This is a genomic window from Streptomyces physcomitrii (assembly GCF_012273655.1).
Lineage (GTDB): Bacteria > Actinomycetota > Actinomycetes > Streptomycetales > Streptomycetaceae > Streptomyces > Streptomyces physcomitrii.
The window spans coordinates 137,873-164,472 of sequence record NZ_JAAWWP010000011.1 but is presented as its reverse complement, the minus strand read 5'-3'; the positions used below and the strand labels follow the sequence as shown (position 1 = coordinate 164,472).

At 74.0% G+C, this 26,600-nt stretch carries 21 protein-coding genes and 2 pseudogenes; 12 read left to right on the top strand and 11 right to left on the bottom strand.

The window, feature by feature from the left end; genetic code table 11:
• Positions 1-89: 89 nt before the first annotated feature.
• Complete coding sequence (locus HFV08_RS19085) at positions 90-971, bottom strand: helix-turn-helix domain-containing protein (RefSeq protein WP_168540939.1); 882 nt, start codon at positions 969-971, stop codon at positions 90-92.
• Between the two features lie 177 nt (positions 972-1,148).
• Here HFV08_RS19085 and HFV08_RS19080 point away from each other — a divergent pair, with 177 nt between their 5' ends.
• The 4 genes and pseudogenes from HFV08_RS19080 to HFV08_RS19065 all read left to right on the top strand — a co-directional run bounded on the left by HFV08_RS19080 (position 1,149) and on the right by HFV08_RS19065 (position 4,037).
• On the top strand, positions 1,149-2,087 hold the full coding sequence (locus HFV08_RS19080; protein WP_168540938.1) for an alpha/beta hydrolase: 939 nt from the start codon (positions 1,149-1,151) through the stop codon (positions 2,085-2,087).
• Between the two features lie 28 nt (positions 2,088-2,115).
• Positions 2,116-3,048: pseudogene (locus HFV08_RS19075) on the top strand (alpha/beta hydrolase); the annotation flags it as partial.
• A gap of 73 nt (positions 3,049-3,121) precedes the next feature.
• The gene (locus HFV08_RS19070; RefSeq protein ID WP_168540936.1) at positions 3,122-3,502 is read left to right on the top strand and encodes a DUF2255 family protein; all 381 of its coding nucleotides are present in this window, start codon (positions 3,122-3,124) and stop codon (positions 3,500-3,502) included.
• Positions 3,503-3,533: 31 nt separating this feature from the next.
• On the top strand, positions 3,534-4,037 hold the full coding sequence (locus HFV08_RS19065; protein WP_312885714.1) for a low temperature requirement protein A: 504 nt from the start codon (positions 3,534-3,536) through the stop codon (positions 4,035-4,037).
• Between the two features lie 73 nt (positions 4,038-4,110).
• On the opposite strand, the gene afsK is transcribed toward HFV08_RS19065, so the two are convergent.
• Entirely contained in the window at positions 4,111-6,507 is a 2,397-nt protein-coding gene (gene afsK / locus HFV08_RS19060) for a protein serine/threonine kinase AfsK (RefSeq protein WP_168540935.1), read from the bottom strand.
• Between the two features lie 419 nt (positions 6,508-6,926).
• Positions 6,927-7,709 carry an AfsK-binding protein KbpA gene (kbpA, locus tag HFV08_RS19055; RefSeq protein ID WP_168540934.1) on the bottom strand — a complete coding sequence of 261 codons (783 nt, stop codon included), beginning with the start codon at positions 7,707-7,709 and terminating at the stop codon, positions 6,927-6,929.
• A 351-nt stretch (positions 7,710-8,060) separates the two neighbouring features.
• On the opposite strand from kbpA, the gene HFV08_RS19050 reads away from it, so the two are divergent.
• Both HFV08_RS19050 and HFV08_RS19045 read left to right on the top strand, forming a co-directional pair.
• Complete coding sequence (locus HFV08_RS19050; RefSeq protein ID WP_168540933.1) at positions 8,061-8,708, top strand: TetR family transcriptional regulator; 648 nt, start codon at positions 8,061-8,063, stop codon at positions 8,706-8,708.
• Positions 8,709-8,928: 220 nt separating this feature from the next.
• Positions 8,929-9,735 (top strand): pyridoxal 5'-phosphate synthase, encoded by an 807-nt coding sequence (locus HFV08_RS19045; RefSeq protein ID WP_168540932.1) that lies wholly within the window; start codon positions 8,929-8,931, stop codon positions 9,733-9,735.
• Positions 9,736-9,758: 23 nt separating this feature from the next.
• Here the strand turns inward: HFV08_RS19045 and HFV08_RS19040 are convergent, their stop codons facing one another.
• Positions 9,759-10,442, bottom strand: coding sequence for a GNAT family N-acetyltransferase (locus HFV08_RS19040; protein WP_168540931.1), 684 nt, complete (start codon positions 10,440-10,442; stop codon positions 9,759-9,761).
• Between the two features lie 191 nt (positions 10,443-10,633).
• On the opposite strand from HFV08_RS19040, the gene HFV08_RS19035 reads away from it, so the two are divergent.
• From HFV08_RS19035 to HFV08_RS19025, 3 genes are all read left to right on the top strand, one after another.
• The gene (locus HFV08_RS19035; RefSeq protein WP_168540930.1) at positions 10,634-11,806 is read left to right on the top strand and encodes a flavin-containing monooxygenase; all 1,173 of its coding nucleotides are present in this window, start codon (positions 10,634-10,636) and stop codon (positions 11,804-11,806) included.
• Between the two features lie 220 nt (positions 11,807-12,026).
• Positions 12,027-13,646, top strand: a complete 1,620-nt coding sequence (locus HFV08_RS19030) for an ABC-F family ATP-binding cassette domain-containing protein (RefSeq protein WP_168540929.1) — start codon at positions 12,027-12,029, stop codon at positions 13,644-13,646.
• Between the two features lie 222 nt (positions 13,647-13,868).
• Complete coding sequence (locus tag HFV08_RS19025; protein WP_246341869.1) at positions 13,869-16,202, top strand: acetate--CoA ligase family protein; 2,334 nt, start codon at positions 13,869-13,871, stop codon at positions 16,200-16,202.
• A gap of 130 nt (positions 16,203-16,332) precedes the next feature.
• On the opposite strand, the gene HFV08_RS19020 is transcribed toward HFV08_RS19025, so the two are convergent.
• Together HFV08_RS19020 and HFV08_RS19015 are read right to left on the bottom strand one after the other, a co-directional pair.
• The gene (locus HFV08_RS19020) at positions 16,333-17,712 is read right to left on the bottom strand and encodes an MFS transporter (protein ID WP_312885711.1); all 1,380 of its coding nucleotides are present in this window, start codon (positions 17,710-17,712) and stop codon (positions 16,333-16,335) included.
• A gap of 57 nt (positions 17,713-17,769) precedes the next feature.
• Positions 17,770-17,910: a hypothetical protein gene (locus tag HFV08_RS19015; protein ID WP_168540829.1), complete on the bottom strand. Its 141-nt coding sequence runs from the start codon at positions 17,908-17,910 to the stop codon at positions 17,770-17,772.
• Here HFV08_RS19015 and HFV08_RS19010 point away from each other — a divergent pair.
• Positions 17,891-18,961: a GlxA family transcriptional regulator gene (locus tag HFV08_RS19010; protein ID WP_168541020.1), complete on the top strand. Its 1,071-nt coding sequence runs from the start codon at positions 17,891-17,893 to the stop codon at positions 18,959-18,961. The genes HFV08_RS19015 and HFV08_RS19010 overlap by 20 nt on opposite strands.
• Before the next feature lie 122 nt (positions 18,962-19,083).
• On the opposite strand, the gene HFV08_RS19005 is transcribed toward HFV08_RS19010, so the two are convergent.
• The 3 genes from HFV08_RS19005 to HFV08_RS18995 form a co-directional block, all read right to left on the bottom strand.
• A complete protein-coding gene (locus HFV08_RS19005) occupies positions 19,084-19,548 on the bottom strand; it encodes an ATP-binding protein (protein WP_210430485.1) in 465 nt (154 codons plus the stop codon).
• 561 nt (positions 19,549-20,109) lie between these two features.
• The gene (locus HFV08_RS19000) at positions 20,110-20,649 is read right to left on the bottom strand and encodes an EF-hand domain-containing protein (protein WP_168540927.1); all 540 of its coding nucleotides are present in this window, start codon (positions 20,647-20,649) and stop codon (positions 20,110-20,112) included.
• A gap of 178 nt (positions 20,650-20,827) precedes the next feature.
• Complete coding sequence (locus HFV08_RS18995) at positions 20,828-21,202, bottom strand: STAS domain-containing protein (protein WP_040252331.1); 375 nt, start codon at positions 21,200-21,202, stop codon at positions 20,828-20,830.
• 615 nt (positions 21,203-21,817) lie between these two features.
• Here HFV08_RS18995 and HFV08_RS18990 point away from each other — a divergent pair.
• Positions 21,818-22,456, top strand: coding sequence for a sigma-70 family RNA polymerase sigma factor (locus HFV08_RS18990; RefSeq protein ID WP_168540926.1), 639 nt, complete (start codon positions 21,818-21,820; stop codon positions 22,454-22,456).
• A complete protein-coding gene (locus HFV08_RS18985; protein ID WP_312885707.1) occupies positions 22,453-23,931 on the top strand; it encodes a zf-HC2 domain-containing protein in 1,479 nt (492 codons plus the stop codon). Before HFV08_RS18990 ends, HFV08_RS18985 begins: the two co-directional genes overlap by 4 nt.
• Before the next feature lie 117 nt (positions 23,932-24,048).
• Here HFV08_RS18985 and HFV08_RS18980 read toward each other — a convergent pair.
• Together HFV08_RS18980 and purU are read right to left on the bottom strand one after the other, a co-directional pair.
• Positions 24,049-25,314, bottom strand: a pseudogene (locus HFV08_RS18980) (glycoside hydrolase family 27 protein); the annotation flags it as partial.
• Positions 25,315-25,565: 251 nt separating this feature from the next.
• Positions 25,566-26,483, bottom strand: a complete 918-nt coding sequence (gene purU, locus HFV08_RS18975; protein ID WP_312885706.1) for a formyltetrahydrofolate deformylase — start codon at positions 26,481-26,483, stop codon at positions 25,566-25,568.
• Positions 26,484-26,600 lie beyond the last annotated feature (117 nt).

The following is a 26,600-nucleotide window of genomic DNA, read 5'->3' as shown; positions in this document are numbered from 1 at the left end:
CCGATCATCGGCGTCAGTGTTCTGGCACCCGTCGGCGCGACCGGGTTGGTCCTCCCCACCATGCCCGGCGGCCGGCAGCTCGGTCTGATTCACGGGTGCGCCGCTGCGGTCGTCGCTGCCCAGGTGGCCAGCAGTTGCAGGCGCTCGGCGGTGGGCGAGGCGGGCTCGGCGATGTACGCGGACAGGGTGATGGAGGGAGAGGAGTCGAGGGTCAGTTCCTCGAAGCCCAGGATGAGCTCTCCGACCTGGTGGTGGTGGAGGGTCTTCCGGCCCGCGCGGTGGACGCCGACATCGTGAGCGGCCCAGCGGGATCTGAAGTCGGTGCTTCGCGTGGACAGCTCGCCGACGAGCTGTATCAGCTGCTTGTCGTGCGGTGTCGCGCCGGCCTGGGCACGGAGGATGCGCACGCAGGTGGCAGCCGCGTTGTCGAGGTCGTCGTAGAACGTGGCCGCGGCGGGGTCGAGGAAGACGACGGAGGCCAGGTTCGGCGGGGAGGCTGAGGAGCGCCGGGTCGGGCTGGTGAAGGCCATGTCGAACAGGGCCCGGCCGAGAGCGTTCGACGCGAGGACGTCGAGCCTCTTGCTCAGGGCGATGACGGGGATGTCACTCATCGCGTCGATGAGCAGCTGCACCTGCTGCGGCACGCCCGCCGTGGCTTTCGGCCGCCTCCTCGCCCGCGAGGGCCGGCGCGCGGTGCGGGCGAGGTCGTAGAGGTAGGCGCTCTCGTCATCGGTCAGCTGCAGGGCGCGGGCAAGGACGTCGAGGACCTCGTCGGAGACCCCTGTCAGGTCGCCTTTCTCGATCCGGGTGTAGTAGTCGACCGAGACGCCGGAGAGCATCGCGACCTCCTCCCGGCGCAGACCGGGGACGCGGCGCGCTCCGCCGCCCTTCGGGATGCCGGCCATGTCGGGGGTGATCTTGGCGCGGCGGGTGGTCAGGAAGTCCCGTACGCGCTCGTCCTTCGGTGCCATGACCTCACGCTATGGGCGATCGGGGCCAGGGGCCAGGTTCCGCCGGACCCCCCTTCGAGGGGGGTTCTGTCGCAACCTTCCACCCTCGGTCGAGGGCGCCCACTGTTGATGTCGTAAGAGCCGACGGGCGCCGACCCGGCTCCCGGACGACGATGAGTGGGACAGCCAGGAGGAATCATGACCGAACGGACCGAGCGCGTGAGCTTCCGTTCCCCGGGAATGGCCTGGGACCTGGCGGGAATCCTCCACCTCCCCGCGGATTTCGACGAGAACGGCTCCTGTCCGGCGATCGTGAGCGTTCACCCGATCGGCAGCTGCAAGGAACAGACCGCCGGCAACGTGTACGCGAAGGCGCTGGCGGAGGCCGGCTACGTGGTGCTGGTCTTCGACGCCAGTCACCAGGGTGAGAGCGGCGGGCAGCCGCGCCTGATCGAGGATCCCGCGCAGCGCGTGGAAGACGTCCGCGTCGCGGTCGACCACCTCGTGACGCTCCCGTACGTCGATGCGGACCGCATCGGCGGGATCGGGGTCTGCGGGGGTGGCGGCTACGTCATCAACGCGACCATGACCGACCGCCGGATCAAGGCCGTCACCAGCATCACCGGCGTGAACTTCGGGCGTCTCAGCCGCGAGTCGTTCAGCGGCTACGACCCGATCGGCGCTCTGGAGCAGATGGCGGCGCAGCGCACCGCCGAGGCACGCGGCGCGGATCCGCGGGTCGACGACCTCCTGCCCGTCTCGGTCGAGGCCGGACGGGAGGCGGGGCTGACGGACATCGACGTGCTGGAGGCCACGGACTACTACAAGACCGGCCGGGGGCAGAGCGCGGGCGGTGCCACGAGCGCGGTGCTGTCGCGTCGCGCGGCGGCGATCGGCTGGGACGCGTTCTCCGGCGCCGAGCGGCTGCTCACCCGGCCGCTGCTGGTCGTGATCGGCGACAAGCCCGGCGGGTTCGGCGCCTACCGCGACGGCCAGGAGATCTACGGCCGCGCCACCTCGAAGGACAAGCGGCTCCTCGTCGTGGAGGACACCTCGCACTACGACCTCTACGACCGGCCGGAGCCGACGCGCCAGGCCGTCGAAGCCGCGACGGAATTCTTCGGCGCCCACCTGTGAGCCAGGCCGCCCAGAAACCCATTCGACAGCAGACCCGAGGAAAATCATGAGCGAGAACATCAGCATCAAGACCCTCAACGGCTACGGCACCACCCTCGCCGCGGTGATCAACTTCCCGGAAGGCTTCGACGCGTCGAAGACCCACCCGGCGATCGTCGTCTCCCACCCGGGCGGCGGAGTGAAGGAGCAGGCCGCCGGCCTGTACGCGGGCAAGCTCGCCGAGCACGGCTTCGTGACCGTCGCCTACGACGCCTCGTTCCAGGGCGCGAGCACCGGGGAGCCGCGACAGCTGGAGAACCCGCACATCCGCACCGAGGACGTCAGCGCCGTGGTCGACTACCTGACCACGCTCGACTACGTGGACAGCAGCCGCATCGGCGCGATGGGCATCTGTGCCGGGGCCGGCTACACCGCGAACGCCGCGATCGACGACCCCCGCATCAAGGCCGTGGGCACCGTGAGCCTCGTCAACATCGGCCAGATGTTCCGCAACGGCTGGATGAACGACGTCGCCGACGCCGACGCCGCACCCCTGCTCGCGATGGGCGCCGAAGCCCGCACCACCGATGTCCAGGGCAAGGACAACCCCTTCCCGCTCGCACCGATGCGCGAGGAAGACGCGCCGAACGAGGAGCTGCGCCAGGCGTGGGAGTACTACCACACGCCGCGTTGCGAGCACCCCAACGCGCCGGGCTTCATGACCGCGCGCAGCCTGAGCCAGATCATCACCTACGACGCCTTCCACAAGGCCGAGGCGTTCCTCACGCAGCCGCTGCTGGTCGTCGCGGGCAGCGAGGCCGGATCGAAGTGGATGAGCGATGACCTGTTCGCGCGCGCCGCGAGCAAGGACAAGTCATTCCACGTCGTCGAGGGATCGAACCACATGGAGCTCTACGACGGCGAGAAGGAGGTCGCCGAGGCCGTCAGCAAGCTCGGCCCCTTCTTCGCCGACAAGCTCTGACCCGGGCAGTCGTCGCCGCCCCGCACCGACCATGCGGGGCAGCATGACCGCAGACGCGAAAGGAAGACCGGCCATGGCCGTTTGGACCCCGGATGAGCTCGAGCGCATCAACGCCGAGACCTACTTCACCGTCGGGGCGGCCCTGCCCGACGGAACCACCCCCAAGACCGTCGACATCTGGTCCGTGCCCGTCGGGGACCGGATCTTCATCCGCTCCTACAACGGCACGCAGGGGAAGTGGTACGGGCCGGCCCTGAAGACCGGCCGGGGCCGGATCTCGGCCGGCGGGGTCGACAAGCCTGTGCGCTTCGTGCCCGTCGACCCCGACGACGAGGAGACCAACCGGGCCGTCGACGCCTCCTACCTGGAGAAGTACGCCGACAGCGAGTACTCGGTGACGATGTCGACCGAGCCCGTGCGCCGCAACACCCTGGAGGTGGTCCCCGAGGAGTGAGGCCCCGGATGCGTGCAGCGGTCCGGGGCGGGTGACGCCCCGGACCGCACGGCCTGTTCTGCCCGCCCTCACCAGTCCGGTCTGCCGGTGCGAACGGTCAGGTCGTCCCCGTCGCCGCCACCCCGTACGGCAAGCGTCCGGAACCGGGCACCCCGGCCCGGAACCGGGCACCCCGGCCTTCGAGGACCACGACTACTCGGTGCTGATCCTCGCCTGCGTCGTCATGCGCCTGGCCCTGGTCGCCCGGTGGCTGCGCGCCTCCCGCTCCGCCGGACAGGCGCGGCGGGCCACGCTCATCCACGCCGGCGGCATCACCGGCGTCCGACTACTGCGGCCGGCCTCCCTGCTGCTGCCGGAATCGGCGTTCTTCGTCGCCCTCGTCGTTCTGGTGGGCACCGAACTCGCCGTGCCGATCATCGCCGAGCGCACCGGCTCCACGCCGTGGCACCCGCACCACATCACCGAGCGCTACGGCCTGTTCACCCTCATCCTGCTCGGCGAGAGCCTGCCGGTGGGGCAGGCGACGACAGCATGAGCCGGGCTGCCCGCGGCGTACGGCTCCAGGAGCTGGAGCATCTGCTCGTCGGTGCTGCCCAGGGTGCGGCTGCCTACCCCCGCGTCCCCGTCCCCTTCTCCGCGTCCAGTGCGTACACGCACCGGTCCTTGCTGCAGGCGTAGACGACTCCGGCCTCGACGACCGGTGCCCCGGTGATCTCGCCGCCGGTGGCCAGCTTCCAGCGCAGGCGGCCGTCGTCGGCCTTCAGGGTGTAGAGGAGGTGGTCCGTGGAGCCGAAGTGGATCCGGCCCTCGGCGACCACCGGGGTGCCGACCACCTCGCCGCCCGCCTGGAAGCGCCACTTGGGGGTGCCGGTGACCGCGTCCAGGGTGTAGAGGCCCTTTCCGCTGCCCACGTGGACATGGCCGCCCGCGACCAGCACCGGCTCCACCGAGGAGCGGGACTCGGTGGCGATGCGCCAGCGGTCGCGGCCGTCGGTGGCGTCCAGGGCGTAGACCGTGCCCAGGTAGTCGGCGAGGTAGACGCCGCCGCCGGTGACCGCGGGCCCGGGGGCGAAGGCGGGCGGGCTGAGGAAGACCGCGGGTGCCTCGAAGTGCCAGCGGACGTGGCCCTGCGCGATGTCCAGGGCGAGGGCCCGGGTACCGGCGGCTACGTAGACATAGCCGTCCGGGGCGTGGTTCAGGCGGACCGGGACTCCGCCGCAGGAGGCGGCGTCGCCGATGGGGTACGACCAGCGCTCGTCACCGGTGCGGGCGTCCAGGGCGCGCAGCCGGGCGTCCTGCCAGACGTAGACCGTGCCGTCGTGGACGGCGGGACCGGCCTCGGGGGTCTCGAAGTCGGTCTGCGCCCCGGTGATCTCCCACAGCTTCTGGCCGTTGGAGGCCTCCCAGGCCTGGATGCCGCCGCCCCGGGTGCCGGTGACCACGGTGCCGCGGTCCGCCTGGAGGGAGTAGACCCAGGCGTCGGTGGTCAGCCGCCAGAGCTCGGAGCCCTCGCGGGCGTCCAGGGCGTAGAGGGTGGGGCCGTCCGAGGCGTGGATCCGGCCGCCCGCGACCGCCATGGACCAGGCGACGTCCCGGGTCTTGAAGCGGCGGCGGCCGGTGCCGACGTCGAGGGCGTGCACCTCGAAGGAGGTGACGTAGACGAGGTCGCCGGCGACGGCGGGGGTGCCCCAGACGTCGTTGGACATCCGGAAGCGCCAGGGCCGCCAGGTGCCGCCCGCGTCCACGGCGGGGGCGGGGCCGGGCACCGCGGGCTCGGCGCCATGGGCCTGGCCCGCCTGGCCGCGCGACCAGGAACCGGCGAGACCCGCCTCGACGGGCGGCGCCCCGACGGCGGCGGCCCGGGCCTCGGCCGCCCGCGGCCCGGGGCCGATGGGCACCCGGGCGCCCGCGAGATGCACGGGGGCGGCGTCCGGGGAGTGCCCGGGAGCGTGGGCGGGTGCGGGGGCGTAGGCGGGCGCCTGCGCGTGGACGGACTCGTGGGCGCGCGCGGGCACCTGCGGGGCGTGCGAGGGCGGCGGAGGCGGGGGCGCCGTGGCCGGGCTCGCCTTGCCGCCGTGGCCGTGCGCCGCCGCGGGCTTCACCGCGGGGCGGCCCCCGCGGCGGGACTCGATGAGGGCCACCGCCTGCTCCGGCAGCCAGGCGGAGGCGGTGCCACTGTCGTCGGAACCGGAGGCGAACAGGTGCGGGGCCAGCTGGGCCTGGAGGTCGGCCGGGCTCGGGCGGTCGGCGGCCTCCATGCCCATGCAGGCATCCATCAGCGGCCGCAGTTCCTCCGGCAGGCCCTTCAGGTCGGGGCCCTCGCGCAGCAGCATGAACACGGTCTCGACCGGGTTGGCCCCGTGGTAGGGGGCGTGCCCGGTGGCCGCGAAGACCAGGGTGGAGCCGAGCGAGAACACATCGCTGGCCCCGGTCACGCTGCGGGAGTCCTTGGCCTGCTCCGGCGACATGTAGGCCGGGGTGCCGACGGCGACGTTGGTCATGGTCAGGCGCGTGTTCGAGACACCCGAGGCGATGCCGAAGTCGATCACGCGGGGGCCGTCCTCGACGACGAGGACGTTCGAGGGTTTCAGGTCCCGGTGGACCAGACCGGCGCCGTGGATCGACTGGAGCGCCTCGGCGATACCGGCGGCCAGCCACCGTACGGCCTGGGCCGGGAGCGGCCCGCACTCGTTCACTATTTCCTCTAGCGAGGGCGCGGGTACGTAGGCGGTGGCGAGCCAGGGGACGGCGGCGCGGGGGTCGGCGTCGACGACCGCGGCGGTGTAGAAGCCGGAGACGGCGCGGGCGGCCTCGACCTCGCGGGTGAAGCGGACCCGGAAGAGCTGGTCCTCGGCGAGCTCGGTCCTGACCGTCTTGATCGCGACCCGGCGGCCGGAAGCCGAGCGCGCGAGATAGACCAGCCCCATGCCGCCGGCTCCGAGCCGCCCGAGGACCTCGAACGGACCGATCCGTCTCGGATCCTGCTGCGTCAGCTGATCGACCACGTGCCTGCCACCTCCCCGTTCGGGTCGCTTTCTCTGGTTGCAACCCGTGCAGCGTCTCACCACCGAAGCCCGCGGCGGAACGCACCCCGATTCTTCCTGTCCGGCCCCCGTCTTGCGAACCCGGGTCAGGACCGGGGTGTCTCGGGACAAAATACGCGCCGCCGCCCGCGAAATCTCCGCGTTCTTGCAGGTACGGGGTCTTTCAGACGCGCCACCCGCACCCCTGTCCCGCCACCGGGGCCGCGGCACCTCGTCCCAGATTGCCCCCGGAATCCCGCCACGGACGTGCAGATCCGATGGAGAAGCGGCGACGGAATGCCGGGGTCCGGGCCGGAATAACGGAGTCCGGACCCTCTTCCGGCGGATTGCCCCCGTTGCTCCGCCCCGGATCCGGGCCCCCGCCGCCGCCGTCCGGCGCCTCACAGCTCCTGAAGGACCGCGAACTCCGCTCCCTGGTCGTCGGCGAACACCGCCATCCGCCCGTACGGCGGGACGTCGACGGGCGCGGAGCGGATCCGCCCGCCGAGGCGGACCACCGAGGCGGCGGTCGCGTCGCAGTCCTCGACGCGGAAGTAGACGAGGAAGTGGGCGGGCAGCTCGGCGGGCACCGTGTCGCCCACCAGGGCCCGGCCCGCGACGGCGGTCCCGGGGCCCGGCTCCCGCCCCGCCGGGGACCACATGCGGAAGTCGGATCCTCCCTCGTCGGGGACATCGGCGGCGGTGTAGCCGAAGACCTCCTCGTAGAAGGGGTCGACCTCGGCGGCCTCGCGGGAGCAGACCTCGGCCCAGCAGTAGGAGCCGGGCTCCTGCTGCAGGGCGAAGCCGGGGTAGGCGGCGGCCTGCCACAGCCCGAAGACGGCGCCCTCCGGGTCGGCGGCGAGCGCCATGGTGCCGAAGTTCCCGACCGGCAGCGGCTCCCGTACGACGCGGCCGCCCGCGCGCAGCACCCGCGCGGTGAGCGCGTCCGCGTCCGGGGTGGCGAGGTAGACCGTCCACACCGTGGGCATCCGGCCGTCCCGCTTGGGGGCGAGCGCGGCGACATTCTTGCCGTCCCGGTACGCCTGGGTGCGGTAGCCGTACTCCTTGCCGGCGGCCTCGCCGAAGGACCAGCCGAAGATCTCGCCGTAGAAGCGCTTGCCCGCCGCCACGTCCGGGAGCATCGCGTCGACCCAGCAGGGGACGCCTTCGGCGAATGCGGCCATGGGGAGGGTCCTTCCCGTACGCAGGAGCACGGTGCTGTTCCGGTATGGGCGGGAGCGCCCGTTACGCGGAGCCCGTCAGGCACAAGCTAACGCGGGCCCGGGGGCGCGGCGAGCGCGCGGGACGCACTTGTCCACAGCCTGTTGACGGACGCGGAGCCGCCGCCGGCCGCCGCCCGAGACCCGGGACCCGGGACCCGGGACCCGTCCGATGGTTCCCCTCGTCGCCCGCGGGGCGGCCGCGCGGCGTCAGGTGGATGGCGGACGGGACTCGCCGGACAGGTCCTGTCGGGCCCCAACCCCATTTGCAGTCGGCCGAATCGCGCGCCGAACACCCCTCGGTAAGCTGACGGCATGACAGGACAGGTGAGAACCGTCGACGGCCGCGTTGCCGGACGGCGTGGTCAGGCGACGCGTCAGAAGCTGCTCGACTGCCTCAGCGAGATGCTCAGCTCCTCGCCCTACCGGGACGTCAAGGTCATCGACGTGGCGCGCAAGGCGGGCACCTCCCCGGCGACGTTCTACCAGTATTTCCCGGATGTCGAGGGCGCCGTCCTGGAGCTCGCCGAGGGCATGGCGGCGGAGGGCTCGGGCCTCACCTCGCTCGTCGAGGGGCGGTCCTGGACCGGCAGGAGCGGCTGGCAGAGCGCGCAGGAACTCGTCGACGGATTCCTCGACTTCTGGCGGCGCAACGAGGCGATCCTGCGCGTGGTCGACCTCGGCGCGGCGGAGGGGGACAAACGGTTCTACAAGATCCGTATGAAGGTCCTGAACTCCGTGACCCGTTCGCTCACCGAGGCCGTCACCGAGCTCCGGTCCAAGGGCAAGGTCGACAAGGACGTCAGCCCCGCCGCGGTGGCCGGTTCGCTGGTCGCGATGCTCGCCGCGGTGGCCTCGCACCAGAAGGGCTTCCAGACCTGGGGCGTCAAGCAGGCCGAGCTGAAGCCGAACCTGGCGCTCCTCGTCCACCTCGGCGTGACCGGCCGCAAGCCGACGAAGTAGCCGTCCACCGCGGACCGCCGGGCCGCCGCACTCCGAGACCGGAGCCCCGGCCTCACCCGGACCGGTCACCTTCCTGTCAGCAGACCGCGTCCGCAGACCGTCCGCGGGTCCCGTCCGCAGGTCCCGTCCGCGGGCCCCCTCCGCGGGCCCCCTCCGCCGCGCCGCCGCGCCCCACCGCCCCGGTCGCCCCGCAGCGCCCCCGCCGCGCGACAATCGGCCCATGACCGAGCCGTCGGAACCCCCCTCGCCCGCCGCCACCAGCCAGGCGGACTTCGACCGCCTGCTCCGCGCCCTGCCCGTCTGGCACCCGGCCCGTACGACGCTGCCCGCCTTCGACACGGAGGGCGCCCCCGGCAGCCCCCTCCCCCTCTTCCGCACCTGGTTCGCCGAGGCCGCCGAGGCCGGTCAGGCGGAGCCGCAGACGGTGTCCCTCGCCACCACGGACGCCGAGGGCCGCGCGGACGTACGGACCGTGATGCTGCACGGGGCCGACGACCGCGGCTGGTGGTTCGCCTCGCACGAGGGCAGCCGCAAGGGACGGCAGCTGCACGCCAGGCCGTTCGCGGCGCTGGGCTTCTACTGGCCGGTCCTGGGCCGCCAGGTACGGGTCCGCGGCACCGTCACCCCGCTGCCCGGAGCCGCCGCCCAGGCCGATCTGCACGCGCGCTCCACCGGGGCGCTCGCCTCCGCCCTGGTGGGCCGGCAGAGCGAAGTCCTCGGCTCCTACGGGGAGTTGGTCCGCGCTTCGGAGACCGCCTGGAACCGGGCGAGCCGGGAGCCGCGGGCCGAGGCGCCGAGCTGGACCCTGTATCTGCTCCGCCCCGAGGAGGCCGAGTTCTTCCAGGGCGACAGCCACCGGCGGCATGTTCGGCTCCGCTACCGGCTGGCCGGGCCCGCGGAGCAGGACGGCCCGGACGGCCCTCAGGCCCCTCAGCCCCAGCACGCCCCGGAGCGTGCGGAGCAGACCGCCTCACCCTCCCAGGCTCCGGAACCCGCCCCCTGGGTACGGGAACTCCTCTGGCCCTGAAGGGTGTTGCCGCCACCGGACCCTCAACCGGCCGCGCCGTCACCGCCGTTGACGCCGTCCCGCTGTGCCGCGTGGTCGGAGGCGAGTCGGGCGTGCAGATGCACATCGCGGAAGGCGTCAAGGCGTCCGGCGGCGAACATCGCCCCGCGCAGCACGCCCTCGGCCGGGTAGCCGCACTGCTCGGCGATCCGGCAGGACGCCAAGTGGCCCATGGCGTGGCCGAGTTCGATGCGGTGCAGACCGAGCCGGGTGAAGGCCCAGTCCCCCGCCAGGCGCAGCGCGCGAGCGGCGACCCGGCGGCCGCGCGCCTCGGGGAGCACCCAGTACCCGACCCGGGCGGAGCGGCTGACCTGGTCCACCGGCTGGAAGGCGAGATGGCCGAGGACGGTGCCCTCGGCGGCGTCGGTGACGCAGAAGGAGACCGCCGAACCGGCCCGCCCCTCCTCCGCCCTTCTGCGCAGGCTCTCCCGGGCCCCGAGGCGGTCGGTGACCGGCTTCAGCGGGGTGTTCCAGCGCAGGAACTCCTCGTCCAGGATCCCCCGCAGCCAGGCGTCCACGTCCTCCTCCGCCTCGGGCCGCCAGGGCCTCAACCGCAGCCCCTCGCCGATGAGTTCGGGCGCGGGCAGCGGGGCGGAGGGCGAGTCGGACCGGGGGGCGGCGGCATCGGGGGCGGTGGTCGGCCGGGGCGGCGGTACGGGGTCGGGCATCCGTCCATTGAAGTACGCGTACCGGCACCCCGCCCACCCCCGCGACCGCCCGGCGGCACCCCGCCCGCGGGAGCCGCGCCCAACCCCCCATCCTCTCCCGGGTGTTGACTGCACCACCCCGTGACCCATTCGCAACTTATTTCCTCCTTGACCGAGACCCATCAACTCAAGAGGTGATTACGCTCGCGTACATGCCCCACGCGACTCCCCCCGCCCCAGCCCCCCGACGCACCGCCGACCGGCCGGTCTACGTCATCGGCGCAGGTCCCGGCGGGCTCGCCGCGGCGCGATCGCTGCGCGCCGCCGGGATACGCGCCGTGGTCCTGGAGCGGAGTACGGACATCGCCGCGTCCTGGCGGCGGCACTACGAGCGGTTGCGGCTGCACAGCCCGCGGCGGCTCGCCGCGCTGCCCGGGCTCAGGATGCCGCGCCGGTCGGGGCGCCGGGTCTCGCCCGGGGACATGGTCCGCTACCTGGAGAAGTACGCGGACCACCACGATCTGGAGATCGTCACCGGCGTCGAGGTCGACCGCGTCGACCGCGCCCCGGACGACTCCGGCTGGCTGCTGCACGCCACCGGCGGCCGGGTGCTGGCGGCCAGCGCCGTGGTGGTGGCGACCGGCCGCCACCGCACACCTCGGCTGCCCGGCTGGGAGGGCCAGGAGGAGTTCCACGGCGAGCTGCTGCACTCCAGCGGGTACCGCGAGGCCGCCCCGTACCGCGACCGGGAGGTCCTGGTGGTCGGCGCGGGCGGCAGCGGTGCCGGGATCGCGGCGGACCTCGCCGCGGCCGGGGCGGACAAGGTCCGGCTCGCGGTGCGCACCCCGCCGCATCTGCTGCGGCGTTCGCTGCTCGGCGTCCCCGTGCAGCGCGCGGGCGTGCTCTGCCGCCGGCTGCCGGTGCCGCTGGTCGACCGGCTGGCGGCGGTGCTCGTACGGCTGAGCGTGCCGAACCTCACCGAGTACGGACTCGCGCGCCCGCCGCGGGGGCTCGCCACCCGGGCCCGGCAGGGCGCGGCGCCGGTACTGGACCCGGGGCTGATCCGCGCCGTACGCAAGCGGCGGGTGGAGCCGGTCGCCGCGGTGGAGTCCTTCGACGGCGGCAAGGTGCTCCTCGCCGACGGGACCCTGCTCGCGCCGGAGGTGCTGATCGCGGCGACCGGCTACCGGCCCGGGCTGGAGGAGCTGCTCGGCCACCTCGGCGTCCTGGACGCGCACGGCCTGCCCACGGCACGCGGCGGACGCAGCCCCGCGAACGCGCCCGGCCTCTTCTTCACCGGCTACACCGCGCCGCTCGGCGGAACCCTGCGCGAGATCGGCCGCGAGTCCCGGAAGATCGCCAAGGCCATCCGCCGCCACCTCTGACCGCCACCACCTCTTTGACCGCCGCCACCTCTGAGGCCGACCGCCGCGCCTGCGGAAGACCGCTTGCAGGACCGCTCGGCGGACCGTTTCGGAGGACCGCCCGGTCGCGGTACGGGGCGGCCTCGCCACCGCCTTCCGCCCCGGTTCCCCGCCCCGCGACCCCGGGCGTCCACCGGAACCCATTTGCCGCCCCCGCCGCCCGCCGCCCACAATGCGCCGCATGGGACATCTAGAGGCCGCGCACGTCGAGTACCACCTCCCGGACGGGCGGACCCTGCTCGGTGACGTGTCCTTCCGGGTCCCGGAGGGCAGCGCGCTGGCCCTGGTCGGGCCGAACGGCGCGGGCAAGACCACCCTGCTCCGCCTCCTCGCGGGCGAGCTGCGCCCGCACGGCGGCTCGGTGAGCGTCACCGGCGGACTCGGGGTGATGCCGCAGTTCGTGGGCAGCGTCCGGGACGAGCGGACGGTACGGGACCTGCTGGTCTCGGTGGCCCCGCCGCGGATCAGGACCGCCGCGCGGGCGGTGGACGCCGCCGAGGAGGCCGTGATGACGGTCGACGATGAGGCCGCGCAGATGCGGTACGCGCAGGCCCTCTCGGACTGGGCCGAGGTGCAGGGCTACGAGTCCGAGACGCTGTGGGACATCTGCACCACGGCGGCCCTCGGCGTGCCGTACGAGAAGGCGCAGTGGCGCCAGGTGCGCACCCTCTCCGGCGGTGAGCAGAAGCGCCTCGTACTGGAGTCGCTGCTGCGCGGACCGGACGAGGTGCTGCTCCTGGACGAGCCGGACAACTACCTCGACGTGCCCGGGAAGCGGTGGCTGGAGGAGCAGTTGAAGGCCACCCGCAAGACGGTGCTCTTCGTCTCCCACGACCGGGAGCTGCTCGCCCGGGCCGCCGAGAAGATCGTGAGCGTGGAGCCCGGGCCCGCGGGGGCGGACGTCTGGGTGCACGGCGGCGGCTTCGGCACCTACCACGAGGCGCGCAAGGAGCGGTTCGCGCGCTTCGAGGAGCTGCGGCGCCGGTGGGACGAGAAGCACGCGCAGCTGAAGAAGCTGGTGCTCAGCCTCAGGGAGGCGGCCTCGGTCAGCCATGAGCTGGCCTCCCGGTACTCCGCCGCCCAGACCAGGCTGCGCAAGTTCGAGGAGGCGGGCCCGCCGCCGGAGCCGCCGCGGGAGCAGGACATCCGGATGCGGCTGCGCGGCGGCCGTACCGGGGTGCGCGCGCTGACCTGCGCGGGGCTCGAACTCACCGGTCTGATGCGCCCGTTCGACCTGGAGGTCTTCTACGGCGAGCGGGTGGCGGTGCTCGGCTCCAACGGCTCGGGCAAATCGCACTTCCTGCGGCTGCTCGCTGGCGAGGAGGTCGCGCACACCGGCGACTGGAAGCTCGGCGCCCGGGTGGTCCCCGGCCACTTCGCCCAGACCCACGCCCACCCCGAACTCCTCTGCCGGACCCTGCTCGACATCCTCTGGCTGGACCACGCCCGCGACCGCGGCGCCGCGATGTCCCTGCTGCGCCGCTACGAACTGACCGCGCAGGCCGAGCAGTCCTTCGACCGCCTCTCCGGCGGCCAGCAGGCCCGCTTCCAGATCCTGCTGCTCGAACTCGCCGGTACCACCGCCCTGTTGCTGGACGAGCCGACCGACAACCTGGACCTGGAGAGCGCCGAGGCCCTCCAGGACGCGCTGGAGGCCTACGAGGGCACGGTGCTCGCGGTGACCCACGACCGGTGGTTCGCCCGCTCCTTCGACCGGTACCTGGTCTTCGGCTCGGACGGCCGCCTGCGGGAGGCCCCGGAACCGGTCTGGGACGAGGGCCGGGTGGCGCGGGCGCGGTGAGCGCCCGGCACGGCCCGGCAGGGATCGGCGGGCCTCGCGGCCGGGCGCCGCGGTGATCCGATTGCTCCGTGCGACGGTGGGGTAACCATCGGTAAGGCAGCGCGGCGATCACCGCAGGGGCACGGCACCCGAGGAGGCCCGATGAGCCGTCAGTGACCCGTGACCAGCGGCCCCTTGCCCGTCAGCCGACCGCAACTGCCGTCCACAGGAGCGGGGTTACCCATGCTCGGATCGACCCACGGCACCCTCACCACCGGCGGACACCGCGCCCTCACGGGCGGCGAGTCCCGCGCCCCCGCACCGCCCGGGCAACCCTCGCCCGCCGCCCCGGAGACGGATGTCAGCGGCCGCCCCCTGCACCCTCAAGTCCCGGACCTGAGCGGCCTGTTGCGCCCCCGCTCGATCGTGGTCCTGGACGCCTGGGACGCCGAGGGTGAACCCCGCACGGAGGCGATCCGGCAGCTGACCACCTGGGCCGAACACCTCGGCGCCCGGCTGTACTTCACCTCGGCTGCCGCTACCGGCGTCCCCCGCAAGGGAGTTGCCGGTACGGGCCTCGCTGGGAGGGGAGTTGCAGGTACGAGCCTCCCCGGTAAGGGAGTTGCAGGTACGAGCCTCCCCGCACCCGGGCGCAGGACCTCGCCCGCCGAACTGCCGGAGCTGCCGGAGCGGTCGGATCTGCCGAAGCGGCCCGGAACCACCGTCCCCGAGCCGCCGGAAGGGCCCGACCGCGCCGTCACCGAACTGCCGGAAGGGCCCGCCCTCACCCTCGCCGAACTGCCCGAGCGGCCCGACCTCGCCGTGCTCCTGGGCCCCGCTCCCCCGCCGCTGCTCGCCGAACTGGCCGAGGCCGAGGTGCCGTTGGCCGTCGTCGCCGCCGATGTCGCGCTGCCGCGCGGCGGCCCCCGGACCGCCCGGCCCCGGCTGCTGGGCCCCGGCACCGGACTCGACGCCTTCGGGGTGGACGCGGATCCCGACCGCCACGGCGGCTCCCCCGGCCGGGCGGGGCCGGGCACCCCGGGCATCGCCCTGCTCAGCCGCTCGGGCGCGCAGGGGCTGCCCGTGGCCGGGCTCCGGGAGGTCGGTGTACGGCTCGCCCACTGGGTGGTGACGGGCGGGGAGGCGGATCTCGGGGCCGCCGAGCTGCTCTGCTCCCTCGCCGAGCAGCCGGATGTCTCCGTGCTCGCCTGCTTCCTGGCGGAACCGCGCGAGGGCCGCGCCCTCCTGCTGGCCGCCGACCACGCGGCCCGCCGCGGCATCCCGCTGGTCGCGGTGGCGGCGGGCCCGCCCGGCGGCTCACCGCGGGCGGGGGCCGTCGCCGAGGCGGCGCTGCGGCAGTTCGGGGTGATCCAGGTCGGCGGCACCGATGAACTCCAGGACACCGCCGCCCTGTTGGCGAAGGCGGGGCCGCCGGTGGCCGAAGGGGTGGCCGTCTACGCACCGTCCGGCGACCTGGGCGAGGAGGTCCGCCGCCGCGCCGAGGCGGCCGGGCTGCGGGTGCGCGCGCTCGCGGACGCCGGGGCCATGCCGGAGGGCGGGGAACGGCCGCTCCTCGACGCGCTGCTCGACGATCCGGGGCTCGGCGTGGTGATCTGCCCGCTCCCCGCGGCGAGCCCGGCCGCCACCGAGCGGCTGGCGCGGGACCTCGCCGAGGCCGCCGAGGGGACCGGCAAGCTCCTCTGCGCGGTGTGGAGTTCACCGGACGGCACGGCGGCGGCGTACCGGGAGACCCTGCTCGGCTCCGGCCGGGTCGCCGCCTTCCGTACGCTCGCCCACTGCCTCGGCGCGGTCGGCGCCCACCTCGCGCACCACCGCTTCACCACCGGCTACCGCTCCCCCTTCGACGAGGCGCCCCGGACCCCCTCCCCCAGCCTGCGTACGGCCGAGGCCCTGCTCGTGCCCGGCGAACGGCTCAGCGAGCACGCGGCGAAGCGGCTGCTGCGGGCGTACGGGATCCGGGTGCCGCGCGAGAAGCTGGTGACGAGTGCGGCCGCGGCGGCACGGGCCGCGGCCCAGGTGGGGTACCCGGTGGTGATGAAGGCCTCCGGCGCCCGGCTCGCCCACAAGAGCGAACGCGGCCTGCTGCGCACCTCCCTGACCTCGGCCAGCCAAGTCAGGGAGACCTACCGGGAGTTGACCGCCCGGGCGCAGTACGAGGGGGTCGACCTCGACGGGGTGCTGGTCTGCCAGATGGTGCCGGAGGGGGCGGAGTGGGTGGTCGGGGTGGCCCAGGACCCGGTCTTCGGCCCCACGGTCACCGTCGGACACGGCGGCGAGCTGCGCGAGGTGCTGCCCGAACTCGCCTACGGGGTACCGCCGTTCGGGACCGACCGAGCGCACGCGATGCTCCGGGAGCTGCGCGGTCACGCCCTGCTCGACGGGGTGCGCGGACGCCCGGCGCTCGATGTGGACGCCCTGGCCGAGGTGCTGCTGCGGGTGCAGCGCCTGGCCCTGGAACTCGACGGCCGACTGACCGGCCTCGACATCGACCCCCTGCGGGTGCTGCCCCGGGGCCAGGGGGCCGTGGCCCTCAACGTACGGGCGGTCTGCGGCTGAACGGCCCACTGCGGAGAAGGACTTGAGCCGACGCGCCGTGGCCGGAGGCGCCTCACGGGCGACCGGCGCCCCGGCCGGACCGGCGCTCGGGCGGCGCTCGGGCGGGGCGGCCCCCGGCGGCGGTACGCGCTCAGGCCACCCCCGGCTTCCGCACCGGCACCGGGGCCGCCCCCGCTCCCCGGATCACCAGCACCATCAGCGCGGCGGCGGCGCAGAGCGCACCGGAGGCGTACCAGACCACGTTGTAGGAGCCGAAGACATCGCGGGCGAGGCCGCCGAGACCGGCGACCACGGCGGCGCCGACCTGGTGCGAGGCGAGGACCCAGCCGAAGACGATGGCGCTGTCCTCGCCGTAGTGGGCGCGGCACAGGGCGATGGTGGGCGGGACGGTGGCGACCCAGTCGAGGCCGTAGAAGACGATGAAGAAGATCATCGGCGGGCGGACGTCCGGGGCGAGCAGCATCGGCAGGAAGAGCAGCGAGATGCCGCGCAGCGCGTAGTAGACGGCGAGCAGGCGGCGGGCCTCGAAGCGGTCGGTGAACCAGCCGGAGGCGATGGTGCCGACCACGTCGAAGACGCCGATCACCGCGAGCAGGGAGGCGGCGGCCGTGATCGGCATGCCGTGGTCGTGCGCGGCGGGCACGAAGTGGGTCTGGATGAGTCCGTTGGTCGAGGCGCCGCAGATCGCGAAGGAACCGGCGAGCAGCCAGAAGGTCCCGGTACGGGAGGCGGAGCGCAGCACGCGCAGGGTGCGGCGGGCGGCGCCGGGCACGGGCGGCGGCTTCGGCTGGAACTCCTCGGCCCCGTACGGGCGCAGGCCCACGTCGGCGGGGTGGTCGCGGAGCAGCAGCCAGACGAAGGGGACCACGGCGAGCGCGGCGAGGGCGACGGTCACCGCGGCGGGCCGCCAGCCGTGCGCCTCGACCAGCCAGGACAGCACCGGCAGGAAGATCAGCTGCCCGGAGGCGGAGGCCGCGGTGAGGATGCCGGTGACCAGTCCGCGGCGCCGGGTGAACCAGCGGTTGGTGACCGTGGCCGCGAAGGCGAGCGCCATCGAGCCGGTGCCGAGCCCGACCAACAGGCCCCAGCAGAGCAGCAGTTGCCAGGGCGCCGTCATCCACACGGTGAGCCCGGAGCCGAGGGCGATCACCGCGAGGGCGGCGGCCACCACCCGGCGGATGCCGAAGCGGTCCATCAGCGCGGCGGCGAAGGGGGCGGTGAGCCCGTACAGGGCGAGGTTGACCGAGACGGCGGCGCCGATGGTGCCGCGGGACCAGCCGAACTCCTCGTTCAGCGGGTCGAAGAGCAGCCCCGGCAGCGAGCGGAAGGCCGCCGCCCCGATGATCGTCACGAAGGCGACGGCCGCCACCAGCCAGGCGCGGTGCGGTCCGCGGCGGCGCGCGGGGGCGGTGCCGCGGGGGGTCTCAGCGGTGGCGGGTCCGGTGGCGGCGGGGGCCGGGGCCTTCGCGGCTCTCTGCCGAGCGGCGGCGGTGTCGGAGGTCTGTGTCACGGCTTCAGCATCCGCGAAGGCCCGGGGGCGAGCGAGTGGCCCGAGGGACAGCATTCGTTAGGATCGGGCCATGCCTCCCTCCGCACCGGCCGCCGCCTCGGCCTCCGCACCCGCCTCCTCGACGACCACCGCGAAGCCCGCGGCGCCCGCGGCGCCCGCGGCGCCCGCGAAGACGGTGATGCCACCCACGTCACCCACGTCACCGCCGGCGGAGCCAGCAGCGCCAGCAGCGGAGTCGTCGGCGCCCGCGGCCTCCGCGACGCCGCCGGCGGCCCGGCCGCACCGCGTGGTCGTGCTCGCCCTGCCCGGACTGCTCCCCTTCGAACTGGGCATCCCGCAGCGGATCTTCGGGCGTGCCAAGGACGGCCGCGGCGCCCCGCTCTACGAGATCCTGACCTGCGCGCTGCGCCCGGGCCCGGTGGCCACCGACGCCGACTTCGCCGTACTGGTGGAGAACGGCCCCGAACTCCTGGCGAGCGCCGACACCGTGGTGGTGCCCGCCTCCTACGAGCTGGGACCGGTGTACGAGGAGGGCAGGCTGACCCCCGAACTGGCCGCGGCGCTCGGGCACATCAGGCCCGGCACCCGGCTGGTGGCGATCTGCACCGGCGGCTTCGTGCTCGCCGCGGCGGGCTATCTCGACGGGCGCCCCGCGACCACGCACTGGGCCTCGGCCGAGCACTTCCAGCGGCTCTTCCCGCGGGTCGAGGTGGACGCCGATGTGCTCTTCATCGACGACGGCGACGTGCTGACCTCGGCCGGGGTCGCCGCGGGCATCGACCTGTGCCTGCACCTGGTGCGGCGCGACCACGGCACCGCGGTCGCCAACGACGTGGCGCGGCGCACCGTGGTCCCGCCGCACCGGGACGGCGGACAGGCCCAGTACATCCAACGCCCGGTGCCCGAACCGCAGTTGGCGACCACCACCCGGGCGCGGGCCTGGGCCCTCGCGCGCCTGCACGAGCCGATCCAGCTGCGGGACATGGCGGCGCAGGAGTCGATGTCGGTGCGCACCTTCACTCGGCGGTTCCGGGAGGAGGCCGGGGTCAGCCCCGGCCAGTGGCTCACCCTGCAACGGGTCGAGCGGGCACGGCAGTTGCTGGAGTCGAGCGATCTGCCGGTGGACCAGGTGGCGCAGGACGCCGGTTTCGGCACCGCCCAGTCGATGCGCCAGCACCTGCAGTCCGCCCTCGGCGTCACCCCGACCGCGTACCGCCGCACCTTCCGTACGGCCGCGGGAGCCCGCTGAGCCCGGTCTCGGGAGACCGGGCTCAGCCACTCAGCGGATCGGGCGCAGCGGGCCGGACGCAGCGGATCGGGCTCAGGCGGCCGGGCTCCGGGGCGAGTCGGGCGCTCGGGCCCCGGATCGGCTCAGGCGAGGCCGAAGGCGAAGCCGCCGAGGGAGGGGGTCGCGGGGCGGGCGGCGGCACGGGACGCGGCCGGGGCGGGGCGCCGGTCGATCTCGCACCAGATGCGCTTGCCCTCGCCCTCGCGGCTCCAGCCCCAGCGGTCGGCGAGCCCCTCGACGAGTTCGAGGCCCCGGCCGCCGGTCTCGCAGTCCTCGGCGCGGCGCGGGCACGGCGGCCGGGCGCTGCGGTCGGCGACCTCCACGCGGACGGTGCCGGAGGCGGCGAGCGCGGTGTGCGGCAGCCGGATCCGCAGGACGGCCGGACAGCCGGTGTGCACCACGGCGTTGGTGACGAGTTCGGAGATGAGCAGCACCAGCGTCTGGGCGAGGGGTTCGTCAGCCGCTATTCCGGAAACGGCCAGCCGGGAGCGTGCCCACCTGCGGGCCCTGCCCACCTCCGCGGGGTCGGCCCCGACCTCCAGCTGCATCTGACGCTCCTGCACCGCTCACACCATCCGAACCGGCGGACACTTCGCCTCGTGTCTCCCCGGGATCACGGAACGTGAACCCCGGTGGGAACCCCCCCCGAGCACAGCATGGTTGACGTACAGTCACCTCAACAAGCGCTTCGGGCATATCCTCGCGCGAAGGAGTACAACTCCGGCATACTGTGCGACGCCTTTCGGCGGCAGTCGAACAGCGAGCCCGGCCGAGACGGCCGAATTGCCCGGAAACCCGTACCACAGAGGCCTGTTCTGCGAGGTCGCGGCGCGGCAGCACGCGGGCCCGGGACGCCGTTCGGGCGGCACGGGGGCGGCTGGGACCGGACACCACTCGCATCTGGCACAAGCTACCGGAGCCGGGCGCCGACTCCATGCCGTGACGAGTCACACCTGGGACACAAAGCGATATCGGCACCCGGCAGCAGCCAGTTGGTCACTCTCGGTGAGCTTATGGCGTACGGGAGTTGACCCGGAAAGCCGTGCGGACCGGCACCCGCCGGCCCGCACCTGTCCCCCGCGACTGCCCCCGGCGCCGCGCAACTCCCGTCAGTCCGAGCCCGTACCGGCGGCTTCGGCGGAGTCGGAGGTGGTGTAGTACGCGGCGAAGGCGGCGAGGGTCTCCTCCTCGGAGATCCGGCCGTCGTGCTCGGAGTCGAGGGCGGCGGCGGCCTGGGCGGCCTGCTCGGCGGGGACGCCGAGGGTGCGCAGGACGCGTTCGGCGCCCTGGAGGGTCACGCCGTTGCCGTCCTCGTCGGCGAGGGCGAGCACCGCGCGCAGGAAGGGCCGGGCGATCTCGGCGAAGCGCTGCGGGTTGTCGGCCAGGCGCTTGACCGCGCCGGTGACGAACTCCTCGCGGCTGACGCGCTGGTCGCCGTCCACGTCCGCGATCCCGGCCATGCCCTGCCAGAAGGCCTCGGCCCCGCTGTAGAGGGCCTGGCCCTTGTCGGAGCGGGCCGTGGCGCCGAACTCGGCGAGCAGGGCACGGGCCGCGCCGCTGAAGTCCTCACGGTCGATGTAGCCGTTGCCGTCCTGGTCGAATCCGGCGAACCGGGAGGCAATCCTGTGCTCGTACTCGCTGCTGGCCATGGCTTGTGCGACCCACCTCGGTGTCGATCCCGCCGCGCCGCCGCGCGCCGGTATTGCTGTGTCGCAGGGAGCGTACGTGCTCGGGGGCCCCGGGGGTACTCCAACGGGACGCCCGCAGCGCGGTGTTCGAAAACGGGGCGCGCGCCGCCGGGGACCGCGGGGAGCCGCGGAGGTCCGGCTAGGCGGAGAGCGGCTGGCGCTCCTCGTCGACCGCGGCGGCGACGTCCGGGTAGACGTCGAAGAGGCGGCGGACGCCGAGGGCGGCGAGGACGCGGTTCACATGGGAGCCGTCGACGGCACCGTGGGCGGGAAGGATCACGCGCAGACGGCCCCGGCAGGAGCGGATCAGCCGCCGGGTGGCGATGAGCACACCGACGCCGCTGGAGTCGCAGAAGAGCACCTCGGAGAGGTCCAGCACAATGGAGCGGCGACCCTCGGCCACCGCCTCGTGCACGCCCTGCCGCAGCACGGGGGACGTCACCAGGTCCATCTCGCCGGACACCCGCAGGACGACCCAGCCGCCCTGCCTGCCTTCGGTCACCTTGAGCGTCACGCCATGCCTCTCGCTCTGCCGGTCCGGACCCTTCTTCGCTCGATCCGGAAGCTCTGCTTTCGCTTCCCCTGCGCGGCTGCCCGCCCGCCCTCACATGAAACACCGCGGAAAGCTCTTCCGTATCCCCAAGCAAAGGCTTGGCTTCGCAGTGGCCGGAATTCGACGGTCTGCGGCCCGCGGAAGGGGGCAGAAGGCGGCCCGCGGCTCCGGGCCCGCTCGGGATCCGGGAGCCCTCGGCCGCCCGGAACCCCTCCACCCTCGCACGCTCCCCGCGAAAGCCCCACCCGGAAGTGGCGTGGCTCACGTTCCGAACCCCCTCAATCGACCACATCGGGTAGCCGATCGCTCGCCCCGCGTGCCGACGGCACCGCCCCGCGTGCCGACCGCAGAGGGACCGCCCCCGGCATCGCGGAAGGCCACCCTTGGGCAAAGAGAGGCGCACCGACGGTTGTCCGGACTACATTCGGAGACGGTACGAAAGGGACAGCCCGGAGCGCGGGGGCGCGCTCATGGACGGATTCCCGCACACTGGCCGGGGGAACCGGCAGAGGTACAGACCTCAGGCGGCAGGGGCCTCGGGGCGGGACGGACCGGCACGGCAGGCAGGGGGACCGGATGGCGACGGACGCATCGCCCCGCTGGGACCGCAAGGTGCAGCAGCGGCTCGCACGCGGGGAGGCGGCCGCCCTGGGCGAGGTCTACGACCGCCACGCACTGCTCGTCCACGCCCTCGCGCACCGCGTGCTCGGCGACGAGGAGGCCGCCGGCGCTCTGACCCAGGAGGTGTTCACCCGGCTCTGGGAGCACCCCGAGTCCTACGATCCGGCCCACGGCGGACTGCGCTCCTGGGTGGCCGCGCTCGCCCACCGGCTCGCCGTCGCGCGGCTGCGCCGGCGGGAGGCCGCCGCCCTGGTCGGCGGCGGCGAGGGCACCAGCGAGGACCTCGACCGCCGGGTGCGCCGCGCCTCGGTGGCGGCCCGGGCCGACTACATCGCCACCTCGATGCCCGCCCCGCTGCGCGCCGTGCTCGAACTCGCCTACTTCCAGCGGCGCGACTACCGGCAGGCCGCCGCCGACCTCGGCATCAGCGAGGAGGAGGCACGCCGGCGCCTGCGCCTCGGACTGCAACTGCTCGCCACCGCCCACGACAGCGGCACGCGCGGCGACGGCGGGTACGGGGGCGGGCCCGGGAGGTACGGCGGCGAGCTCGGCCCGTACGGCAACGGCCCCGGCGGCTGGGGGCGTGTCTCGTGAGCGGCGACCCGGGCCGCTCCGGCCCCCGCCCGGAGGACGCGCCGCAGGGCGCGCCGCGCATACCGGGGCAGCGGTACCCGGTGGAGAACGGCGAGGAGTCGCTGCCGCAGGCACCCGCGCCCGTGACGCCGGACTCGGCACCGCGCGACTCGGCACCACCGGACTCGGCACCGCAGTCGTCCGCGCCGCCGTCCGCCCAACTGCCGCCCGCACCGCGGCCGTCCGCGTCCCAGGACCCGGCGCCGCCGCCGCACCAGGTGCTCAAGTCGCTGCTCGGTGCCTGGGCGCTCGCCGCCTGTTCGCCGCGGGAGAGTCTGAGCGTGGAGGAGCATCTCGGCCACTGCGGTTCCTGCGCCGAGGAGGCGCTGCGGCTGCGGCAGGCGGTGGAGCTGCTGCACCCCGCCGAGAGCCTGGACCTGGACCCCGCGCTGCGCCGCCGGGTCCTCGGCAGGGCGATGGAGGGCCGCCCGGCGCGGATCCCGGTGCCGCGGTGGGCCGAGGCCTACGACGCGGAGACCGCGCGCCTGGACGCCCTCCTGAAGGACTTCGGCACCGCGGAGTGGCACGCCGGGGTGGACCTGCGCTGGTACCGGCACGACGCGCAGGTGCGGCGGAAGACCACGGTGGGCGGGGTGCTCGGCCATCTGACCGCGGTGGACGGGGTGGTGGCCCGTGCGCTCGGGCTGCCGGATCCGCTGGGCGGGGACGCCGCGGCGGAGGCGGGGAGCGCGGCGGGCACGCCCCGGGAGCGTACCGAGGAGTTCTGGCGGGCCGCCGCCGCGCCGATGGGCCGTGAACTGCGCGGCCCCTGGCGGGACCAGAGCCATGAACTGGTGCGCACGCTCGCCTTCGCCGGACGGGGCTCGGGACTGCTGCCCGTCTCCTACGGAGGCTGCGCGCTGCCGCTGCGGGACGCGCTCGTCGACCGCGCCTTCGCCTGCTGGGTGCACGCCGCGGACATCGCCGAGGCCGTCCACTACCCCTACGCTCCCCCGGCCCCGGGCCATCTGCACCACATGATCGACCTCGCGGCACGGCTGCTGCCGACCGCCCTCGCCGCCCGCCGCCGGGACGGGCACGGCGCTCCCGCCCGGCCGAGGGGCCCCGGCTCGGCGGGCCGGGCGCTGCGCGTGGAGGTGGAGGGCGCGGGCGGCGGCGAGTGGCTGATCCCGCTCGATCCGCCGCCCTCCGGACCCGGCGGCGCGGGGCCCGCGAAGGGAGCCGCGGCCCCGGCACGGAAGGTGGCGGGACCGCAGGCTCCGCGAGAGCCGGCGCCGGGTCGGCAGGCCGCGGGAGGCGAGGCGGCGGAGGCACCGCCCGCGGACGAGGTGGCGCACATCGCCCTGGACGGCATCGAGTTCTGCCGACTGGCCGCCGGGCACCTGCCGCCGCCCGAGGCGGCGGCAGGCCAGCACGGCGACCGCGAGGCGATCCGCGAGGTCCTCTTCGCCGCGGCGGCACTGAGCCGGATGTGAGTCCGGCCCGGGTGTGCGGGTCGATGGACCCGTGGGGCCCGATCCGGGCCCCACGGGTTGACCGGCCGGATGCGAGCCCAGCCCGGGCCCCGCCCCCTGGACCTCCTAGCTGCTCGGCGTCACCCGCAGCAGGACCGTGCCGTGGGCCGGGACCGTGGCGGAGAGGGTGCCGTCGCCGGTGTCGGTGCGGTGCTCCCACAGGTCGCGCACCTCGTAGGAGGCGGCCTCGGGCAGGCCCGCGTCCTGGGCGGTGGTCCCGATCTGCTGCTCCTCACCGGTCTCGTTGAAGAGGGCGACGGTGCGGCTGCCGTCCGCCATCTCCTTGACGAGGACCCAGCGCCCGTCCTCGGAGGAGAGCACGGTGCCCTGCCTGCCCAGCTCGTCCTGGTCGACGGCGATGACCTCCTTGTTGCCGAGGATCTCGTACGTCTCCTCGCCCGCCTCGCGCAGATCGGCACCGATCAGCAGCGGGGCGGCCATCACCGACCAGAGGGAGAAGTGGCTGCGGTACTCGGTGTCCGTCATGCCGCCGTTGCCGACTTCGAGCATGTCGGGGTCGTTCCAGTGGCCCGGGCCCGCGTGCTCGGCGAGCGGGAGGTTCTGCTTGAGGATGGAGAGCATCGAGTCCCAGTTGTCGCTGATGTCCCCGGTGGTGCGCCAGGATTCGCCGATGCCCTCGGCCCACTCCCAGGGCTTGTTCTCGCCCCATTCGCAGATGCTGTAGAGGATCGGGCGGCCGGTCGCCTTCAGCGCGTCGCGCATCGTCGTATACCGCTGCCGGGCGTCCACGCCCTGGTTGTTGCAGTTGTCGTACTTGAGGTAGTCGACGCCCCAGTCCGCGAACTGCCGGGCGTCGCTGTACTCGTGGTCCAGGCCGCCGGGGAAGCCGATGTCGCTGCAGGTCTTCGTACCGGCGCTGGTGTAGATGCCGAACTTCAGGCCCTTGCCGTGGACGTAGTCGGCGACCGCCTTGATGCCATTGGGGAAGCGCTCGGGGTCCGGCACCAGTTCGCCGTCGGCGTCGCGCTCGGGCAGGGCCCAGCAGTCGTCGAGGTTGACGTACTCGTACCCGGCGTCCTTGAGGCCCTTCTCGACGAAGAGGTCGGCGATCGACTTGACCATCTCCTCGTTGAAATCGGCCTCGCAGTGGGTGGAGTTCCAGTTGTTGAAGCCCATCGGCGGGGTGGCCGCGAGTCCGTCGCCCGGGGTCGGCGGGGCGGGTGCCTCGGGGGCCTGGGCGAGGGCCGGGGCGGCGGCGCCGACGCCGCAGAGCAGGGCCGCGGCGGCGAGGGCGAGGCCCTGGCGCGAGAGCCGGCGGACCGGGGCGGCGGAGAGACGGCGGATCGAAGCGGCGCGCGCTGACGGACGGTTCATGGAGCGCATGGACACAGTCCTCCAAGACGTGGGGGGGAGCGGACATGCGGGGCGGCAGCAACAAGCGCCTCCACACGTGCGATTACGTTAGGAGCTGTTGGACTCTGTTGAAAGACTCTGGACAAAGCTCGGCGAAATACGGGGAGTTGTTCCGTTTCCGGAATCCGGACGGCGACCGAAAGCGACCGAAGGGGACAGGGTTCGGCGCGCCTGTGCGGCAGCGGCGTTGGATTGTGTGCGCTTTGGCCCGGCGCGAGAGCCTAGGAGAAGACCACCGTGCGGCGGCCGTTGAGCAGGATGCGGTGCTCCGCGTGCCACTTCACCGCGCGGGCGAGGGCCTGGCACTCCACGTCCCGGCCGAGGGCGACGAGCTGTTCGGGGGTCACGCCGTGCGCGACGCGCTCCACCTCCTGCTCGATGATCGGGCCCTCGTCGAGGTCGGCGGTGACGTAGTGGGCGGTCGCGCCGATGAGCTTCACGCCCCGGGTGTGGGCCTGGTGGTAGGGCTTGGCGCCCTTGAAGCTCGGCAGGAAGCTGTGGTGGATATTGATGATCCGGCCGCTGAGCTGCTTGCACAGCTCGTCCGAGAGGACCTGCATATAGCGGGCGAGCACCACCAGCTCGACGTCCGACTCCCGTACCAGCGCGAGGAGTTCGGCCTCCGCCTCGGCCTTGGTGTCCTTGGTGACCGGGATGTGCCAGAAGGGGACGCCGTACGAGGCGACCAGCTCGGCGAAGTCGGTGTGGTTGGAGACCACGGCGGCGATCTCGACCGGCAGCGCGCCGGTGCGGGCGCGGAAGAGCAGGTCGTTCAGGCAGTGGCCGAAGCGGGACACCATCAGGACCACGCGCATCTTCGCGGCGGCGCGGTGCAGCTGCCAGTCCATCTGGAAGGAGTCGCCGACCGCGGCGAAGCTCGCCCGCAGCTTGTCCAGGCTGACCGGGGCCTCGGCGGAGAAGAGCACCCGCATGAAGAACAGGCCGGTGTCGTGGTCGCCGAACTGCTGGCTGTCCTCGATGTTGCAGCCGGTCATGAAGAGGTAGCTGGAGACCGCGTGCACGATGCCCTGCCGGTCGGGGCAGGAGAGGGTGAGGACGTAGTGCCCGGAGGTGTCCCCGGCGCCCGTACCGCCCGCCGGGCCGGGGGACGGGGCGGCGGCTGCGGGCTGCTCGTTCACTGGACGTTCCTCATGCACTGGGTGATCCTCGCGGCTGGTGCTTCTCGCGGCACCGGGCCCTCCCGCCGCGGCCCTGGCCGGGCCACCGGAGGGCGGGCGCTGCCGGGTGCCGCCGCC

Excerpts from the sequence above, each read along its gene's own strand:
- HFV08_RS19085 (WP_168540939.1), bottom strand. The coding sequence starts at position 971 with ATGGCACCGAAGGACGAGCGCGTACGGGACTTCCTGACCACCCGCCGC.
- HFV08_RS19080 (WP_168540938.1), top strand. The coding sequence starts at position 1,149 with ATGACCGAACGGACCGAGCGCGTGAGCTTCCGTTCCCCGGGAATGGCC.
- HFV08_RS19070 (WP_168540936.1), top strand. The coding sequence starts at position 3,122 with ATGGCCGTTTGGACCCCGGATGAGCTCGAGCGCATCAACGCCGAGACC.
- kbpA (WP_168540934.1), bottom strand. The coding sequence starts at position 7,709 with ATGGCCGCATTCGCCGAAGGCGTCCCCTGCTGGGTCGACGCGATGCTC.
- HFV08_RS19050 (WP_168540933.1), top strand. The coding sequence starts at position 8,061 with ATGACAGGACAGGTGAGAACCGTCGACGGCCGCGTTGCCGGACGGCGT.
- HFV08_RS19045 (WP_168540932.1), top strand. The coding sequence starts at position 8,929 with ATGACCGAGCCGTCGGAACCCCCCTCGCCCGCCGCCACCAGCCAGGCG.
- HFV08_RS19040 (WP_168540931.1), bottom strand. The coding sequence starts at position 10,442 with ATGCCCGACCCCGTACCGCCGCCCCGGCCGACCACCGCCCCCGATGCC.
- HFV08_RS19035 (WP_168540930.1), top strand. The coding sequence starts at position 10,634 with ATGCCCCACGCGACTCCCCCCGCCCCAGCCCCCCGACGCACCGCCGAC.
- HFV08_RS19030 (WP_168540929.1), top strand. The coding sequence starts at position 12,027 with ATGGGACATCTAGAGGCCGCGCACGTCGAGTACCACCTCCCGGACGGG.
- HFV08_RS19025 (WP_246341869.1), top strand. The coding sequence starts at position 13,869 with ATGCTCGGATCGACCCACGGCACCCTCACCACCGGCGGACACCGCGCC.
- HFV08_RS19010 (WP_168541020.1), top strand. The coding sequence starts at position 17,891 with ATGCCACCCACGTCACCCACGTCACCGCCGGCGGAGCCAGCAGCGCCA.
- HFV08_RS19005 (WP_210430485.1), bottom strand. The coding sequence starts at position 19,548 with ATGCAGCTGGAGGTCGGGGCCGACCCCGCGGAGGTGGGCAGGGCCCGC.
- HFV08_RS19000 (WP_168540927.1), bottom strand. The coding sequence starts at position 20,649 with ATGGCCAGCAGCGAGTACGAGCACAGGATTGCCTCCCGGTTCGCCGGA.
- HFV08_RS18990 (WP_168540926.1), top strand. The coding sequence starts at position 21,818 with ATGGCGACGGACGCATCGCCCCGCTGGGACCGCAAGGTGCAGCAGCGG.